At 63.1% G+C, this 15,501-nt stretch carries 16 protein-coding genes; 13 read left to right on the top strand and 3 right to left on the bottom strand.

The genetic code is table 11. The annotated features are described in order from the left end of the window. Positions 1–111: 111 nt before the first annotated feature. The 3 genes from ASG30_RS12450 to ASG30_RS12440 all read left to right on the top strand — a co-directional run bounded on the left by ASG30_RS12450 (position 112) and on the right by ASG30_RS12440 (position 1,907). Positions 112–504 (top strand): response regulator, encoded by a 393-nt coding sequence (locus ASG30_RS12450; RefSeq protein ID WP_055896770.1) that lies wholly within the window; start codon positions 112–114, stop codon positions 502–504. A gap of 229 nt (positions 505–733) precedes the next feature. Beyond that, positions 734–1,270 (top strand): helix-turn-helix domain-containing protein, encoded by a 537-nt coding sequence (locus ASG30_RS12445; RefSeq protein WP_327212922.1) that lies wholly within the window; start codon positions 734–736, stop codon positions 1,268–1,270. A 22-nt stretch (positions 1,271–1,292) separates the two neighbouring features. Further along, positions 1,293–1,907: a hemerythrin domain-containing protein gene (locus ASG30_RS12440; protein ID WP_055896755.1), complete on the top strand. Its 615-nt coding sequence runs from the start codon at positions 1,293–1,295 to the stop codon at positions 1,905–1,907. Positions 1,908–1,926: 19 nt separating this feature from the next. Here the strand turns inward: ASG30_RS12440 and ASG30_RS12435 are convergent, their stop codons facing one another. Next, positions 1,927–2,304 (bottom strand): TraR/DksA family transcriptional regulator, encoded by a 378-nt coding sequence (locus ASG30_RS12435; protein ID WP_055896753.1) that lies wholly within the window; start codon positions 2,302–2,304, stop codon positions 1,927–1,929. Positions 2,305–2,530: 226 nt separating this feature from the next. On the opposite strand from ASG30_RS12435, the gene ASG30_RS12430 reads away from it, so the two are divergent. The 3 genes from ASG30_RS12430 (at position 2,531) to ASG30_RS22525 (ending at position 3,792) form a co-directional block, all read left to right on the top strand. Beyond that, the gene (locus tag ASG30_RS12430) at positions 2,531–2,899 is read left to right on the top strand and encodes a hypothetical protein (protein WP_055896750.1); all 369 of its coding nucleotides are present in this window, start codon (positions 2,531–2,533) and stop codon (positions 2,897–2,899) included. 265 nt (positions 2,900–3,164) lie between these two features. Further along, the gene (locus tag ASG30_RS12425) at positions 3,165–3,515 is read left to right on the top strand and encodes a VanZ family protein (RefSeq protein ID WP_055896747.1); all 351 of its coding nucleotides are present in this window, start codon (positions 3,165–3,167) and stop codon (positions 3,513–3,515) included. 124 nt (positions 3,516–3,639) lie between these two features. Next, entirely contained in the window at positions 3,640–3,792 is a 153-nt protein-coding gene (locus tag ASG30_RS22525) for a hypothetical protein (protein WP_156385514.1), read from the top strand. Positions 3,793–4,144: 352 nt separating this feature from the next. Here ASG30_RS22525 and ASG30_RS12420 read toward each other — a convergent pair whose 3' ends face one another. Next, entirely contained in the window at positions 4,145–5,317 is a 1,173-nt protein-coding gene (locus tag ASG30_RS12420) for a nucleotide sugar dehydrogenase (RefSeq protein ID WP_055896744.1), read from the bottom strand. A 189-nt stretch (positions 5,318–5,506) separates the two neighbouring features. Here ASG30_RS12420 and ASG30_RS12415 point away from each other — a divergent pair, with 189 nt between their 5' ends. The 7 genes from ASG30_RS12415 to ASG30_RS12390 all read left to right on the top strand — a co-directional run bounded on the left by ASG30_RS12415 (position 5,507) and on the right by ASG30_RS12390 (position 13,344). Continuing rightward, positions 5,507–6,955, top strand: a complete 1,449-nt coding sequence (locus ASG30_RS12415) for a mannose-1-phosphate guanylyltransferase/mannose-6-phosphate isomerase (RefSeq protein ID WP_156385513.1) — start codon at positions 5,507–5,509, stop codon at positions 6,953–6,955. A 9-nt stretch (positions 6,956–6,964) separates the two neighbouring features. Beyond that, positions 6,965–7,672 carry a sugar transferase gene (locus ASG30_RS22150; RefSeq protein ID WP_082522069.1) on the top strand — a complete coding sequence of 236 codons (708 nt, stop codon included), beginning with the start codon at positions 6,965–6,967 and terminating at the stop codon, positions 7,670–7,672. A 75-nt stretch (positions 7,673–7,747) separates the two neighbouring features. Next, a complete protein-coding gene (locus tag ASG30_RS12410; protein ID WP_055896738.1) occupies positions 7,748–8,716 on the top strand; it encodes an NAD-dependent epimerase/dehydratase family protein in 969 nt (322 codons plus the stop codon). Next, positions 8,713–9,864 (top strand): glycosyltransferase, encoded by a 1,152-nt coding sequence (locus ASG30_RS12405; protein ID WP_055896735.1) that lies wholly within the window; start codon positions 8,713–8,715, stop codon positions 9,862–9,864. Before ASG30_RS12410 ends, ASG30_RS12405 begins: the two co-directional genes overlap by 4 nt. Then, positions 9,857–10,918, top strand: coding sequence for a glycosyltransferase family 4 protein (locus ASG30_RS12400; protein ID WP_055896732.1), 1,062 nt, complete (start codon positions 9,857–9,859; stop codon positions 10,916–10,918). The genes ASG30_RS12405 and ASG30_RS12400 overlap by 8 nt, the downstream gene beginning before the upstream one ends. Before the next feature lie 30 nt (positions 10,919–10,948). Continuing rightward, positions 10,949–12,097 (top strand): acyltransferase family protein, encoded by a 1,149-nt coding sequence (locus ASG30_RS12395; protein ID WP_055896729.1) that lies wholly within the window; start codon positions 10,949–10,951, stop codon positions 12,095–12,097. Next, the gene (locus tag ASG30_RS12390; RefSeq protein ID WP_055896724.1) at positions 12,097–13,344 is read left to right on the top strand and encodes a hypothetical protein; all 1,248 of its coding nucleotides are present in this window, start codon (positions 12,097–12,099) and stop codon (positions 13,342–13,344) included. The genes ASG30_RS12395 and ASG30_RS12390 overlap by 1 nt, the downstream gene beginning before the upstream one ends. A gap of 231 nt (positions 13,345–13,575) precedes the next feature. On the opposite strand, the gene ASG30_RS22145 is transcribed toward ASG30_RS12390, so the two are convergent. Beyond that, a complete protein-coding gene (locus tag ASG30_RS22145; protein ID WP_082522067.1) occupies positions 13,576–15,477 on the bottom strand; it encodes an acyltransferase family protein in 1,902 nt (633 codons plus the stop codon). Positions 15,478–15,501 lie beyond the last annotated feature (24 nt).

The raw sequence follows: 15,501 nt of genomic DNA, 5'->3' as shown, positions 1-15,501 counted from the left end.
ACGGTTCCTAGGTTGACTAGGAACGGCGGCGGCGCCGTCCCGGAATCCGCCGAGCCGGCGATTCAGCGCACGCCGATGTCGCGGGCAAGGCGCTTCGACCACAGTTGCTCCATGCACACGAACGACACGTCGTCCCTGCGGGTGTTCCTGGCGGAGGACTCCCTCCCCATCCGCGAACGGATCGCCGGCCTGCTGGCCGAACAGCACATGAGCGTGGTGGGCGGCGCTGCGACGCCGTGCGACTGCATCGACGGCATCCTGCGCGAGCATCCCGACGTCGTGGTGCTGGACATGCAGCTCGAGGGCGGCAGCGGGCTGGAGGTCCTTCGCGCGGTGCGGCGGGTCGATCCGGCCATCGCCTTCGTGGTCTTCAGCAACCACGCCCAGCCGCCCTACGTGAGGCGCTACCTCGCCGACGGCGCCAGCAGCGTGCTGGACAAGACCCTCGACTTCCAGCGCCTGCCCGAGGCCGTCGAGGCCGCACGCACGCGCCGCATCCACTGACTTGCCCCAGGAGAAAATGCCATGTCCACCGCAGCCTCCATCGCCGACGCCCCCGCCGCCCTGCGCGCCATTCCCGTGCGAGAGCTGCGGCCCATGGCCGCCGGGCCGCAGCAGGCGACCCTGTGCTCCACCTGCCACCTGAAGGACCTGTGCCTGCCCTGCGGGCTGGCCGCCAGCGACGTGCAGCGGCTGGAAGGGCTGATGTTCGGCCGGCGCAAGGTGCGCTCCGGTGCGCAGCGGCACCTTCAAGTCCGAGCTGCAGCTGGCCGACGGCCGCGAGCAGGTCAGCGGCTTCCACATGGCCGGCGAGCTGATGGGCCTGGACTCCCTGGCCCAGGGCCGCCACGCCAGCGGCGCCACCGCGCTGGAGGACGCCGAGGTCTGCGCCATCCCGTATTCGCAACTGGCCGAGCTGTCCTCCGGCAGCCCCGAGCTGCAGGCGGTGGTGGCGCGCCTGATGAGCCGCGAGATCGTGCGGGACCACAGCCTGATGATGCTTCTGGGCAGCATGAACGCCGAGGAGCGCCTGGCCGTCTTCCTTCTCAACATGTCCCAGCGCATGAAGGCGCGCGGCTGGTCCCCGAGCGAGTTCCACCTTCGCATGACGCGCGCCGAGATCGGCAGCTACCTGGGCCTGAAGCTGGAGACCGTCAGCCGCACCTTCTCGTCTTTCGCCCAGCAGGGCCTGCTGGAGGTCGACAAGCGCCACATCCGCATCCTGGACCTCGAGGGCCTGGCCGGGCTGGTCGAGGTGCGGATGCACTGAGAAATGCCCTGGAGGAAACGCCATGAACCATGAAGCGATCCGGATCATCCGCGACGAGCACGCCGGCCTGGCCGCGGTGCTGCGGTCGCTGCTGGCCATGCTCAAGGACGGACCGCAGGACGCGCCGCTGCGCTACTTCGACGTGATGCGGGCCATGCTGTTCTACATCGACGAGTACCCGGAGCGGCTGCACCACCCGAAGGAGTCGGACCTGCTGTTCCCCAGGCTGGCGCGCGCCCGGCCGGACCTGCTGCCCCTGGTCGAGCGGCTGGAGGGCGACCACCTGCGCGGCGAGGCGCGCGTGCGGGAACTGCAGCACCTGCTGCTGGCGTGGGAGCTGAACGGCGAGTCCCGCCGCGCCGCCTTCGCCGAGCGGGCCACCGAGTACGCCCACTTCTACCTGGAGCACATGAAGGCCGAGGAGCAGTTCCTGCTGCCCGCCGCCGAAGCGGCCCTGACGGACGAGGAGTGGGGTGAACTCGATGCCGCCTTCGGGCAGAACCACGACCCCCTGGCCGGCGGGGACTCGGCCGCCCTGGACCGGCTGTTCACCCGGATCGTCCGCTCGGCGCCTTCGCCGATCGGACTCGGACCGGCGCTCGGCCGGACGGCGGCGGGGGAGGGCAGGCCGGCGTGACCGCGGCCCCGTCCCGGCGTCAGGCCGCGGGATGGGCGGCTTGCCCGTCCTCGTGCAGTTGGCGGCAGCCGGCGCACCAGGGCGTGGCGGGCAGCGCCTCGAGCCTTCGCAGCGCGATCGGCTCGCCGCAATCGACGCAGGTCCCGTAGTGCCCGGCGTCCATGCGCTGCCGTGCAGCCTGCACCTCGTGCAGTTCCGCCACGGCCTGGGCCGCCTGGGCGTCGTCCACCGCCGCAAGCGCGGCCTCCTGGGCCAGCGCCTTGAAGTCGGTGACCTCGTCGGTGTCGCCAGCCACGCAGCAGGACTGGCGCAGAAGCTCCGCCAGCTCCGCCTCGCGGCGCGCCAGCCGCTGGCGGAAATGCGCCGTCAGGTCCGCCGGGTAGTTGATGGAATCCATGGGGAGCCTCCTTCGTGCTCGGGACATTGTTGGTGCGCGCAGCCTGAAGGTCATTGACCTGGAACAAGCTCCTGCTTCGTTCCGGGTCAGATCCCGTGCGGGGCGGGGTGGAATGGTTCAACGGGACAGGAAGCAAAGAAGCGAGGACTTGATCAAGGTCAAATTCCCGTCGCAACAACATTGTGTTTCGAGACACGCCCCCATTTCGGGAGGACGGGGGAGCGACATGACGCTGACATCCATCAGCGGCCAACTGGCCGCACGCGGGGTGAAGTTGACGCGAGAGGAACTGAGCCGACTTGGCGACGAGAGGCGGCTCCAGGATGCCGCAGTGCTGCTGGCGCAACTGCGGGATCGCCACGGAATCACGCTGCCGCGGCCCACAGGCGCGGCCCTTGCCGAGGCCGATTCGGCGCAGCAGGCGGCCCGGCTCGCGCGGGAGCACGAACGACGCTTCGCAGTGATCACGGTGGACCGCGCGGCGGATGGCTCCGGGTTGTTCCGCGCGACCGGCTTCAACGGCCTGCAGGCCGCGCTCGCCCTGACGGGCTCCTGCCATAGCGCGATGTACTGCATCGCCGGGCTGTGGTTGTGAACCCACCGCCGGTTTTGTCCGGGCCCCGACCGCGCCGCTCGGCAGCATTGACCATGCGCTCGACCTGAGGGGGAGGCGCCTTGGCCTGACTGGGCCGCCCCGCCAGAGCGATCTGGCGGGGTTTTTTTTGATCAGGTCGTGGAGGGGATGAGGCAGAAGGACCCTTACGCCTTTCCGCGGTAAAAAGCGGACCTTGCAGGTTGAGCTGGCTGAGGCACCAAGTCCACGGCGCACCTGAAACCTGCGGCGAGCAGCCGAACCGACTTTGAAGATCCACCGCCTTTCCCGCCTGGCCTTCTGGGTCGCGGCACTTGTCGTCCTGTACTTCGCCGTGGCGCCCGTGGGTGACCGCGAGCCGCTGACCGGCTGGGACAAGGGCAACCACGTGGTGGCGTTCGGTGTGCTGACGGTGCTCGGATGCGTGGGCTGGACGTCGCGCGTGCGGACGGCGCTGGCGGGCCTGGTCGGCTACGGCGTGGCCATCGAGTTGCTGCAGCTGCTCACGCCCGACCACCACTTCGACCTGCACGACCTGGCGGCGGATGCGCTCGGCATCGCGGTGGGGTGGTGCGTGCTTCAGGCTTGGCGGCTGGCCTCCGTCCGGCGCAAGGCCTGAGAACGCGACTTCGCGCTGCAGTGGGCGGCATCCTCTTGCGAACGGGCAATGCATAGGACTTTTCCGACAAGCTCGCACGACTTCGGCTGATGCGGCCGGGCTGAAGGGCTGCGAATATGGGGCCATGAAACGCGATCTGCCTCTGCCGCTGCAACTGGAGGAAGAAGGCGAGGAGCACGCTCCTCGCAGCATGCTAGCGAGCCGGACGGTGTGGATCGGCGGCGCTCTCAGCTTGGCGGCGTGGGCTGTGTTGGCTTGGGTGATCAAGGCGGTCTGAGCCGCACCCCGTTACCAACGAAGAAGGGCCGCTGTTGAAGCGGCCCTTTTCATTTCCTGCAGCGCGTCGATCAAGCGAGGCAGGAGAATGGCCAGCTCCGATTCCCAATCGCCCAGCGCACGTGGCTCAGCAACGTCGTCTGTGCCGAGTTGGCGCTGGGGAGCGGCCCCACCGAGATGCGCGGCAACTGGTCGCCATTTCCGAATGCGGATTCAGAACGAGCAACGGCCCCAGTGCAGACAAAGCCTCGCGGCGACTGTTCCACCCTGCAAGAGACGAAGTAGAGGCCCAACGACCAGGTGTTTTCGAAGTGGCGGGTGCTCGTGGCCGAGATGCTGGCCGAGCTCATTTGTCAGTCCTGCCCGAACAGGTCGCGCGTGAACACCTTGGTCTCGACATCGCGAAGAATGTCCGTCATCCGGTTGGCGACGATGAGGTCACAGTCGCGCTTGAAGACCTCAAGGTCGCGCACTACCCGCGAGCCGAAAAACAAGCTTTCCTGCAGCGCAGGCTCGTACACCGCGACCTCGATGCCCTTGGCCTTGAGGCGCTTCATTACCCCCTGGATGGACGAAGCGCGCCAGTTGTCCGAACCGCTCTTCATCACCAGCCGATAGATGCCCACGGTCTTCGGCTTGCGCTTCAGGATGCTCTCGGCGATGAAGTCCTTGCGCGTGGAGTTGGACTGCACGATGGCGCCGATGAGCGTCTGCGGCACCTCTTGGTAGTTCGCCAGCAGCTGCTTGGTGTCCTTGGGCAGGCAGTAGCCACCGTAGCCGAATGATGGATTGTTGTAGTGCTTGCCAATTCGGGGGTCGAGTCCGACCCCGTCGATGATCTGCCGCGTGTCCAGCCCATGCGACAGCGCATAGGAGTCGAGCTCATTGAAGTAGGCGACGCGCATTGCGAGGTAGGTGTTCGAGAAAAGCTTGATCGCCTCGGCTTCCGTAGAGTCGGTCAGCAGCACCGGGGCGTCCTTCGCGACCGCGCCTTGCCTCATGAGTTCGGCAAACCGCGCGGCCCGATCGGATCTTTCTCCGACCACGATCCGCGACGGGTGCAGGTTGTCGTGCAGCGCCTTCCCTTCCCGCAGGAACTCGGGCGAAAAGATCACGTTGTCGCAACCGAACTCCTGGCGGATCCGTTCAGTGAACCCCACCGGCACAGTCGACTTGACCACGATCAGCGCTCGGGTGTTGACCTGCCGGACCTGCTGGATGACGACCTCGACCTTTTCTGTGTTGAACTTATTCGTTTGCGGGTCGTAGTCTGTTGGCGTGGCCACGATCACATAGTCGGCCCCCTCGTAAGCGGCGCGCCAGTCCGTTGTTGCTTCTAGGCGGTGGCGCGAAGTGGCCAGGAATTCCTCGATGTCACGATCCTCGATGGGGCTTCGGCGGTTGTTTACCAAGGCCACGCGTTCCGCGGATACATCCACTCCCAGCACTGCGTTGTGGACAGCCAACAAACAGGCGTTCGAAAGGCCCACATAACCCAGCCCGGCCACGGCAATTTGTGTGTTCATGGACCGCGATTCTGGCATCCAAGCTCAGCTATGAAACTGCAAGTTACGTGTTTGCGGCTGACGTGAAGCTGAGCTGCCACGAATGTGGACATTTGTTCCGCAATGCGCTTCTAAGTCGAACGGACGATTGCTGAAACACTTAGTTGCGTTTAGGATGAGCTGTCTGCCAGAAATTCGTGTAACCAAGAAGTGCTAAAAGTCCTTGTCCAGCCTGTAGTTCTCTGCGGCGGCTCCGGCACGCGCCTCTGGCCGCTGTCGCGCAAGGCTTTTCCCAAGCAGTTCGTGCCGCTTATCGAAGGGCGCAGCCTGCTTGCTTTGACGCTGGAGCGTGTCGCGCCGATCGCTGACAAGTCGGCCGGCGTGATCTGCGTCGGTGCCGAAGACCACCGTTTCATGCTGCGCGAGGCCGTGACCGAAGCTGGCCTCACGGGCGCACTGGTGCTCGAACCCTTCGCGCGCAATACCGCAGCGGCGATGGCCCTGGCGGCGTTGCAAGCGGCCAGCGACGACCAGCTGCTGCTGTTCTGCCCGGCGGACCACCACATCCCCGACGCCGAGGCCTTTGCCCAAATGGTGCGCGGAGCCGCCGAATGCGCACGCAAGGGCGCGATCGTCACCTTCGGCGTGCAGCCCACGTTCCCGAGCACTGGCTTCGGCTACATCGAGAAGGGCGCCACGCGCCCGGACGGCGGCAACGCAGTGGCGCGCTTCATCGAGAAGCCGGACCGCGCGCGCGCCGAGCAGATGCTCTTGGCCGGCAACGTGCTGTGGAACGCCGGCATCTTCCTTTGCACGGCCCGCGTGTTGCTGACCGCCATGGAGCGCCATGCGCCGGACATCCTGGCGTGCTGCCGCGAGGCGGTGTCCGGCGCGACGACCGACCAGGAGTTCATCCGCCCGGCTGCCGAGCCGCTGGAGCGCTGCCGTTCGGCAAGCATCGACTACGCCGTGATGGAGCGCCATGACGACATGGCCGTGTTCCCCTTCAGCGGCATGTGGAGCGACGTGGGCAGCTGGAACGCGGTGTCCGACATGGCGCCGCTGGACGAGGATGGCAACCGCGTGAAAGGGCAGGGCATCGTCGTCCAGTCGCGCAACACCTACGTCCACGCGCCCTACCGTTGCGTGGTGGCCCTGGGCGTGGAAGACCTGCTGATCGTGGACACGCCGGATGCGGTGCTGGTCGCGCACCGCGGGTCCGCCGAGCAGGTGAAGCACGTGGTGGCGGAGCTGGAGAAGCGTTGCAGTCCGCAGGCCGTCCAGCACCGCCAGGTGCTGCGCCCCTGGGGCAGCTACGACAGCATCGAATCGGGCCACCGCTTCCAGGTCAAGCGCATCGTGGTCAAGCCCGGTGCCTCCCTCAGCCTACAGAAGCACTACCACCGTGCGGAGCACTGGATCGTGGTGAAAGGCACCGCCGAAGTGACGCGGGGGAAGGACATCTTCCTGCTCACCGAGAACCAGTCCACCTACATCCCGGTGGGCGAGGTGCACCGGCTGCACAACCCGGGCAGGACGCCGCTCGAGATGATCGAAGTGCAGTCCGGCAGTTACCTGGGCGAAGACGACATCGTCCGCGTTGACGACGAGTATGGCCGAGTCATGCCAGTCCCGGACCATCGAAAAAAGCAATCCTGAGGCGAAACGATGTATCGATCGGAAGTTGAAACGAGCATTGGAGGCGCTCCTCGCCACCACAGTTTGCAAAAACTGGAAGATGCACCGAAGACGCAGTCCCGCCTGCAGCATGCACTCCGTCGTACATTGGATATCGTGCTTGCGTCTGTGTTTGTGCTTTCTTTCTTTTGGCTGTTCCTCGTTGTGTGGCTTGGCGTTCGTGTCACGACAGGATCGCCGGCGTTATACAGCCACAAGAGAGTAGGGAAGGCAGGGCGAGAGTTCGGCTGCTTGAAGTTCCGGTCGATGGTGGTGGATTCCGATCGTCGTCTGCAGCAACTGCTGGAGAGTTCTCCTGCTGCGCGCGCAGAGTGGACTGAGACATTCAAGCTGAGAAATGATCCGAGAATCACACCCTTCGGTCGCTTCATCAGACGCACGAGTCTCGACGAACTTCCGCAGTTCTTCAACGTGATCCGTGGGCATATGAGCTTGGTAGGACCACGTCCCGTGACACGACAAGAGCTTGACCTGCACTACGGGCCTGAGGCGCGCCACTACGCAAGCGTGAAGCCGGGCATCACCGGTCTCTGGCAAGTTAGCGGGCGAAGCGAACTCGCTTACTCCCAACGTGTGCGCCATGACGTCGACTACGTGCAAACCCGCACGATCCGGCTTGATCTCTGGATCTTGTGCCGGACGGTAGCCGTGGTTCTGGGTCGGCAAGGCTCACACTAGCCCAACGTATCGCAAAGCGCTCCGGGCCCAGATCAGTCTGGGCCCGCTCCCTGTTTTTAGAGTACTTGCCAACTAATGATTCTCGTCACCGGTGCCGCAGGTTTCATCGGCATGCACGTCGCCGAGCGTTTGCTTCGCTCTGGCCATGATGTCTTGGGCCTGGATAACCTCAACGACTACTACAGCGTCTCGCTGAAGCGAGACCGACTTGCCCAGTTGAAGCAATTTTCCGGTTTCAGCTTTCTCGAAGGCGATATCGCTGAACACGAGATGGTCGTCGAGTTGTTGGCGAATCGTCGGCCGGAATTTGTCGTCCATCTGGCCGCGCAGGCCGGTGTTCGATACTCCCTTGAGAATCCGCGCAGCTACCTGAGATCGAATGTAGATGGCTTCTTAAGTATCCTGGAAGCGGCTCGCCGGACTCGAGTTCGACACCTGGTCTATGCCAGTTCCTCGAGCGTGTATGGTGGCAACACGGATCTACCTTTCTCAGAGGGGCAAAGGGTCGATACGCCAGTTAGCTTGTACGCGGCAACCAAGAAGGCTAATGAACTGATGGCGCATACGTACGCCCATTTGTATGGGATCGCGTCCACTGGTTGCCGGTTTTTCACAGTCTATGGTCCGTGGGGTAGACCCGACATGTCTCCGTATCTGTTCGCCGACGCGATTTCGAAGGGGAACCAGCTAAAGGTATTCAACCACGGAGACATGATCCGCGATTTCACTTACGTGGACGACGTGGTGAGCGCTGTGATCTCGTTGATGCACTTGCCACCGACGTCCGACGCTGGGCCGCCCCATAGGGTTGTCAATATCGGGAACAGCAAGCCGGTCCAGCTGCTTGAGTACATCCGTGAGTTCGAAAGCGCGTTCGGGCGCGAGGCCGACAAAGTCATGCTGCCGCTGCAGCCCGGGGACGTTCTGCGGACTGAGGCTGATACCAAGCTTCTGGAGTCCCTAATTGGCGAGGTCCCCGGAACCCCGCTCAAGGATGGCGTGCGCAGATTCGTAGACTGGTATCAGACGTATCACGCTCGATGAAGATCGTCCATGTCCTCACCCGTTTTCTGAAGGCGGGGAGCGAAGAGAACACGCTGCTCACCTGCGAGGGTCAGCTGGAGGCCGGGCACGAAGTCCACATCGTCCACGGCGCGGAGTTCGATCCCGTGGTGATCGCTGGCATCGACCCGCGCATCCGCGTGCACACGCTGGCCACGATGGTGCATCCGGTGCGGCCCTTGCAGGACCTGCGCGCCTGCCGTGCGATGGCGGCGCTGTTCCGGCAGCTGTCGCCGGACGTGGTCCACACGCATCAGAGCAAAGCCGGCGTGATCGGCCGCTGGGCCGCGCGCCGTGTAGGCGTCCCGCACGTCGTGCATGGGGTGCACATCGTGTCGTTCGACAACGTGAGCCGGATCAGCCGGATGGTCTATCTCGCGGCCGAGCACATGGCAACGCGCTGGACGGACGCTTTCATCCACGTCAGCCAGGGCGTGCGTCGCAGCTATGAGCTGCAGGGCATCGGCGCAGGCAAGCCGCACGAGGTGGTGTACTCGGGCATGGACATCGCGCGCTTCGTGCATGCGCGGCCTCCCGCGGACTGGCGCGAACTGCTGGGGCTGCCGGAGGGTGCGCAGAAGCCGCTCGTGGCCCTGATGCTGGCCGCGTACGAGCCGCGCAAGCGGCAGCTGCAGCTCGTCGAGGCGTTCGGCCGGCTGCAGGGCGGGCGTGCCGGTGTCCATCTCCTGCTGGCCGGCGGCGGGCACCAGCGCGCACAGATCCAGGCCGCGGCGGAAGCTGCCGGGCTGGGCGGCCATGTGACCGCCTTGGGCTTCCACACGCGTCCGGAGGATCTGGTGGCCCTGGCGGACGTGTGCCTGCTGACCAGCGAACGCGAAGGCCTGCCCCGCGTGGTCGTGCAGTACCTCGCATGCGGCAAGCCGGTGATCGTGAGCCGCGTGGAAGGCATCGAGGAGATCGTCGAGGACGAGGTCAATGGCCTGATCACGCCTGCCGACGACGTTAGTGCCGCCGTCCGCGCGCTGCTGCAGCTCGCGCAGGATCCGGACCTGCGCGAGCGGCTGGCCGCCGGTGCACGGGTCGCGGATGTGCAGCGCTGGGATCGCTCGAAGATGCATGTGGGCATGCGCCACGCCTACGCCAGGATCGGTGCGGTGGCACATGCCTGAAGAGCGCCCGCTCTACGTCAACGGGCGTTTCCTGGCGCAGCCGCTGTCTGGCATGCAGCGGTTCGCCGAAGAGCTGCTGGGCGCACTGGACGCACAGCTGGGGGCCGGCGAGCATCCTTGGATCAGACCGGTCACGGTACTCGTGCCGCCAGGGCCACACCGGACCCCTGTGTGGAAGGTGCTGCGCATCGAGCAGACCGGAACGCTGCAGGGCCACGCCTGGGAACAGCTCCAGCTTGCGCGTCGTGCGCGCGGCGCGACCTTGCTGAGCCTGGCGGGCAGTGGCCCCCTGCTGCATGGCGACCACGTGCTGGCGTTGCACGATGCCAATGTCTTCGCCAATCCCCAGTTCTTCACGCGGGCGTACGGAGCCTGGCACCGCACGTTGCGCCCCTTGCTCGCGCGCCGGGCTCGGGCCCTGATCACGGTCTCGAACTTCTCGCGCGGCGAGCTCGCCCGCTACTGCGGGGTCCCCGAAGCCAAGTTCACGGTCATCGGCGACAGCGCCGAGCACATGCTGGACGTGGTGCCGGACGAGGACGTCCTCGACCGGCTGGGCGTGCGCGGCCGCGTCTTTGCGCTCACGGTGGGCAACCAGACCCCCAACAAGAACATCGGCGAGGCCATCGAGGCGTTCATTGCCTGCCATGCGCCTGACGCCAGGCTGGTGGTGGCCGGCGGTGGGGCGGACAAGGTGTTCCCGACGGTGCGCAGGCAATCAGCACCGAACGTGGTCTTCGCGGGGCGGGTCACCGACGAAGAGCTGGCCGCGCTGTACCGGCACGCACGAGTCTTTGTTTTCCCATCGATCTACGAGGGATTCGGCGTGCCGCCCCTGGAAGCACTGACATTGGGATGCCCGGTCATCGCGCGGCGGGCCTCGGCCGTGCCGGAAGTGCTGGCCGGTTCGGCAGACTTTTACACGGAACCGGCCGAGTTGATTTCTACACTGGGATCGGCTCTCACGACGGCAATGCCAACTAGTGTCGGCGGCGCCGGGGAACGGTTTTCGTGGACCCTGTCGGCACGCAGTCTCGCAAGCTTGCTCAGCTAAGCTGCTGAGCTTGAGGAATTCCGAGTCACTATGACGACCACTATCTCCAATCAGGGCGGGGCCGCCGGGCAATTGATGTCCGTGCAGGCGCTCAGGGCGCTGGCCGCCCTGATGGTTGCGATTGCGCACGCGAGCGAAGAAGCTGAGTACTTCTTCAAGTTCGTTCCTCCGCTGCCGAATGAGCCATTCGGAAAAGGCGTCGACCTGTTCTTCGTGATCAGCGGTTTCATCATCTACTACTCGTCCGCCAAACTGCACGAGGCTCCCGGAGGGGGTTATCAGTTCATCCGGAACCGGTTTGTGCGAGTCGTTCCGCTGTACTTCCTGTTCACAACCTTGATGGTCGCAGCCGTCGTGCTGATTCCCTCCGGCGTCAAGGAAGCGAAGTTCGACCTGCTCCAGGTCATCTCGTCGTACACATTCCTGCCCTATGCGCGTTTCGACGGCCGCATTGCTCCTATCCTCTCTCTGGGCTGGACGCTCAACTACGAGGTTTTCTTCTACGCCCTGTTCGCAGGAGCCATGGCGGTGGGGGGGCGTCGCGCGGCCTGGATCTGCGTTGGAATGCTGGTGGTTCTCGCAGCCACCGGCCCGCTGCTGCCGGCCTCTGCGCCTGCCGCATTCGTGTTCTGGACTCACAACATCGTGGTGGAGTTTGCGTTCGGCATCCTGATCGCCCTGGCCCACGCACGCTGGGGTCGAATGAGCCTTGCCAGCGTGCCCATCGCTGTAGCAACGTTCGCACTCGGCTTTGTCCTGCTCTACGTGCTCAACCTCCCGGTTAAGCCTTTCGACCTGCCGCGCGCCATTACCGCTGGAGTTCCGTCGGCATTGATGATGTGCGCCGCCGTGCTGCTGATGCCTTCGGCTGCAGAGACGAAGGTTCCCCGGTGGCTGATCGCATTGGGGGACAGTTCCTACTCGCTGTATCTCAGTCACCGGTTCATCCAGCGGCCGATTCAGATCTTAATGACAAAGACAGGACTGAATTCCGGTGCCATTTACGTAGTGGCCGCGGTGCTGGCCGCCTTGGCTTTCGCGTGGGCCGTGTACGTTCTGATCGAGCGGCCGCTCCTGCGGCACTTTCGCAGTCGGCCGGCCACGAACGGCTTGTCCGCTACGCTCAGCCGCGCCGGAGCAGGAGCAGGAGCAGGAGCAGGAGCAGGAGCAGGTCAGTGATGGCGAAGTCGCGTCAACGCACACTAGGGTGGGCCGTCTTCCATCGCCTCATCGCGCCCGAATCGACCGTCCTGATCGCGTGGGGTGTCGGCCTTGTGATGTTCGCCATCGCTGTAGCTAACGCGCAGTCGATGCCGTACTTCACGCTGCTCGTCCATAAGGAGGGACTACGGGACATTTCGACACCGTTCGCCTTCCTGTGGCTCACGTTGGCGATCCTGGCCTTCGTGCTCGGTTCGCGGCTTGGTGACCGAAAGCCGAGGCCGGTTGCACATGGACACGCGTTTGAGCGCGGGAATGCCATCGTGGTCGCTTTCATTCTGACCGGCGGTGTCGCGTTTGCCTGGATCGGCATGGCCGTCGTACAACTCGGTGGTGTTGCGCAGATGGCAGCGCTGGCGGCAAGTGAAAACCTGATCGCACGCGAACGGATCCTCAACGCGGCGTTCCCAGGCGGGCGACTCATCAGTTCGGGGCTGCTCGGACTGGCTGTACTGGCCGCCGCGCAGCTTGGAGCTGTGACCCGCCCCGACGCACGTGGTCGGCCCTCGGTCACGCTGATCCTCGTGTTGGCCGGAAGCCTGGCTTACCTAGCGATCGTGCCGATCTTGACCTCTGGACGCATCAACTTCTTTGTTGCCGGTCTTGGAGCATTCGTCGCGGCTTCACTCGCAGCCGCGCGACCGCTTCCGCTCCGGTATGTCTTGGTCGGTGCCGCTGCACTTGCGGCATCCTGGACGGCCAAGCAGTACTTCACGCTGAGTCACATCTCCGATGCCTCTGCGACTCAGCAGGGCTTCGAAGGTCTGCTCTTCTACTTCTACAACGACCTCCTGAATGCCCTGAATCCCGTGGAAAACATGGGCGAGCACAAGACGTGGGGCTGGTACTCCGTCCGCTTCGTCTTTTACCTGACCTTCACGAACAATTCCCTACGCTCAATAATTGCTGATGACATCTCCCACATGGAGTCATGGATGTCAGCTGGGGAGGTGCCATTTCTCACGGCCCCGTTCGTCGATTTCGGCGTACTGGGCCTTCTGGTCTTAATAGCAGCCGGCTATTTCTGCCGCCGCATGTACCGAATGTCCATCAATGGGGTCGAGTATGCTGCGATCTACGGTATCTGCTTCGCCACACTAACGATGTCAGTCCACAACTCCTATCTTACAAGCCAGGAAGTGGTCTACAACATGCTCTTAATTCTTGTGGTTGGACGGTCGGCCCGGAGTCAGGAGCGCGTTTGATTTGAACGCGTCTCCTGACGTGACGTGCAATAAGTGGCGCCGAAAGGGTTTTGATAGAGTTTTAGTAGTCGCTGACGCCATGCCCGTCAGAAGCTAGCAGACCTGATCTTGGCTGCGCAAATGCCTGTAAGAACGTTTGGCGAATAACGCCTTCTCGGTGAGCCTGATCGGAAATCCAACGCTAGAAGCCGCAGAACGGTTGCTTTCGCTCAATCTGCTCGGACCAGCTGTTTATAGTCTGTGATCCAGCTTCGGGAAGTTTTCGTAAATGAGTGATTCGAGAGGGGCACTCAATAAAGTTGCGCCATGGACCCCAAGATGGAATTGGTTGAAATAGAGCGGTCGACCGTCCGCATCCGCTGCAGCGCAGTGTAGTTCATCGCAAAAATACTGCTGAGTGACGATTAAGCGGGCGCCGTGATTGGTAGCGAGCGTGCTAAGCCACTCGTTCCATGCAGCGGACAATCTTTCGTGCTTAGCCCTGTCTATACCTACGGATGAAAGCGACCAGCCGAATTGCACCGCTCGCGCAATAGCTGCAGGAGGGTCGTAAGGCATCAATGGTATTTGCTGAACGATCACGACGTTTTTATCCTGAGAAAGCTTTTCGACGACTTTCTCGAATCCAGACTTTAGATCCTCAAGTCGGTCGTACCGTGCTGCATTAGCTAGCAGCACCACAGTGTTGATTGAGGAGTCCGACAAGAGGCTATTCAACGTAGCCTGATTATGATTCGCGCAATTCGTCCTAGTTTTGAAGTTGTAGTCCAAAGCCGGAGGGCAAGCAGAACTCGAAATCTGCATGACGGAGGCCGACCGGCCCCGTGCTGCCGCACCCAAGGCGGCAGCTAACTCAGCGGCGTGGCTATCGCCCCAGATCGCCACGGTCGGCCGGACGCCCGGGGCTCCGAAAATGCAGTTGCGGTCGTAGCTGATAGCGAAGTGCTCGTTGCTGTGACACTCGGCTCGACGAGGATTAAAGTCCGTTGCGAAAGTGAGTGCCGCAGTCGCCTTCGCATTGAATCTGCCTGGCAGTCCATCAAGTGCCATTAGAACAGCACCCGTGGCAGTGCATGTGGCAATAGTCGCAAAGCCCATACGAATAGTCGATGGAGCGATAGGCCTGCGTAACACTGGTTGTTCAATCAGGTGGTAAGACATGGCGGCGAGCACCGCTGTGACCAACACCCCGCAGGTGGCGACTGTGGCGCTCAGATCGGCGCCATACAGGTGCCTGCAGAACGCTAAGATGGGCCAGTGCCACAGGTACAGTGAGTAGGAGATGTCACCAACATACCTGAATGGCTGGACAGAGATTAGCCTGCCCCCAAATGTTGGCCCTGCGGCGCTGGAGTGCAGGAGCAATGCGGCGCCAATGCACGGTAGTAGCGCTGCTACGCCAGGGAAGCGGGTTTCTGCTGAGAAGGTCGCGGCAGCGATGCCGATCATTCCCAATCCCAGGAGCGATAAGATTCCCCTAATCTTCGTATCGGCTACTGGTCGCAAGTGCCCTGTCGCGAGGTATGCACCGATCAGAAGCTCAAAGCCGCGCGATGGGGCCATAAAGAACGCGGCGCTTGCAGATTTGTGAATCATGAGCTCGGAGCAAACAAGCGACACGGCGCAAGCGACCAACAAGATTGCTGGTAGGTGCCGCCGACTCCGGTACCGTAACACAGCGACTATTGGGGGAAACAGCACGTAAAACTGTTCTTCAACGGCCAAGGACCACGTGTGCAGTAAAGGCCGAAACTCCGAAGCCGTGTCGAAATAGCCCGAGTGCAGATAGCTATCGACGTTTGAGAAAAAGAGCGTGGCGAAGATCGTGGAGCGTCCCAAGTCGCTCAGTTCCTTCGGGCTCAGGATGGCCGATCCGGCGAGGACCGTCGCAATAAATACCGCAACGAGTGCAGGGAAAATACGGCGGATGCGGCGCTCATAAAAAGCAACAAGGCTGAAACGCTGCTGATCACACTCTCGCAATATAATGCCGGTGATAAGGTAGCCCGAGATGACAAAGAAGACGTCGACGCCGATATATCCCCCCGCCAGCATATTGGGGTAGGCATGGAATAGGACGACCGTGAGGACGGCAATTGCCCTCAAACCTTGAATGTCGGGTCTGAAGTTCATTCTTATGGTCCCCTTGGGACGATG

The sequence above is a fragment of the Ramlibacter sp. Leaf400 genome (assembly GCF_001424545.1).
Lineage (GTDB): Bacteria > Pseudomonadota > Gammaproteobacteria > Burkholderiales > Burkholderiaceae_C > Ramlibacter.
The sequence above is the reverse complement of the archived record's forward strand: the minus strand, read 5'-3'. Positions and strand labels throughout refer to the sequence as shown.

Bases quoted from the DNA above. Each gene is read 5' to 3' on its own strand.
- ASG30_RS12450 (WP_055896770.1), top strand. From the start codon at position 112: ATGCACACGAACGACACGTCGTCCCTGCGGGTGTTCCTGGCGGAGGAC.
- ASG30_RS12440 (WP_055896755.1), top strand. From the start codon at position 1,293: ATGAACCATGAAGCGATCCGGATCATCCGCGACGAGCACGCCGGCCTG.
- ASG30_RS12435 (WP_055896753.1), bottom strand. From the start codon at position 2,304: ATGGATTCCATCAACTACCCGGCGGACCTGACGGCGCATTTCCGCCAG.
- ASG30_RS12430 (WP_055896750.1), top strand. From the start codon at position 2,531: ATGACGCTGACATCCATCAGCGGCCAACTGGCCGCACGCGGGGTGAAG.
- ASG30_RS22525 (WP_156385514.1), top strand. From the start codon at position 3,640: ATGAAACGCGATCTGCCTCTGCCGCTGCAACTGGAGGAAGAAGGCGAG.
- ASG30_RS12420 (WP_055896744.1), bottom strand. From the start codon at position 5,317: ATGAACACACAAATTGCCGTGGCCGGGCTGGGTTATGTGGGCCTTTCG.
- ASG30_RS22150 (WP_082522069.1), top strand. From the start codon at position 6,965: ATGTATCGATCGGAAGTTGAAACGAGCATTGGAGGCGCTCCTCGCCAC.
- ASG30_RS12410 (WP_055896738.1), top strand. From the start codon at position 7,748: ATGATTCTCGTCACCGGTGCCGCAGGTTTCATCGGCATGCACGTCGCC.
- ASG30_RS12405 (WP_055896735.1), top strand. From the start codon at position 8,713: ATGAAGATCGTCCATGTCCTCACCCGTTTTCTGAAGGCGGGGAGCGAA.
- ASG30_RS12400 (WP_055896732.1), top strand. From the start codon at position 9,857: ATGCCTGAAGAGCGCCCGCTCTACGTCAACGGGCGTTTCCTGGCGCAG.
- ASG30_RS12395 (WP_055896729.1), top strand. From the start codon at position 10,949: ATGACGACCACTATCTCCAATCAGGGCGGGGCCGCCGGGCAATTGATG.
- ASG30_RS12390 (WP_055896724.1), top strand. From the start codon at position 12,097: ATGGCGAAGTCGCGTCAACGCACACTAGGGTGGGCCGTCTTCCATCGC.
- ASG30_RS22145 (WP_082522067.1), bottom strand. From the start codon at position 15,477: ATGAACTTCAGACCCGACATTCAAGGTTTGAGGGCAATTGCCGTCCTC.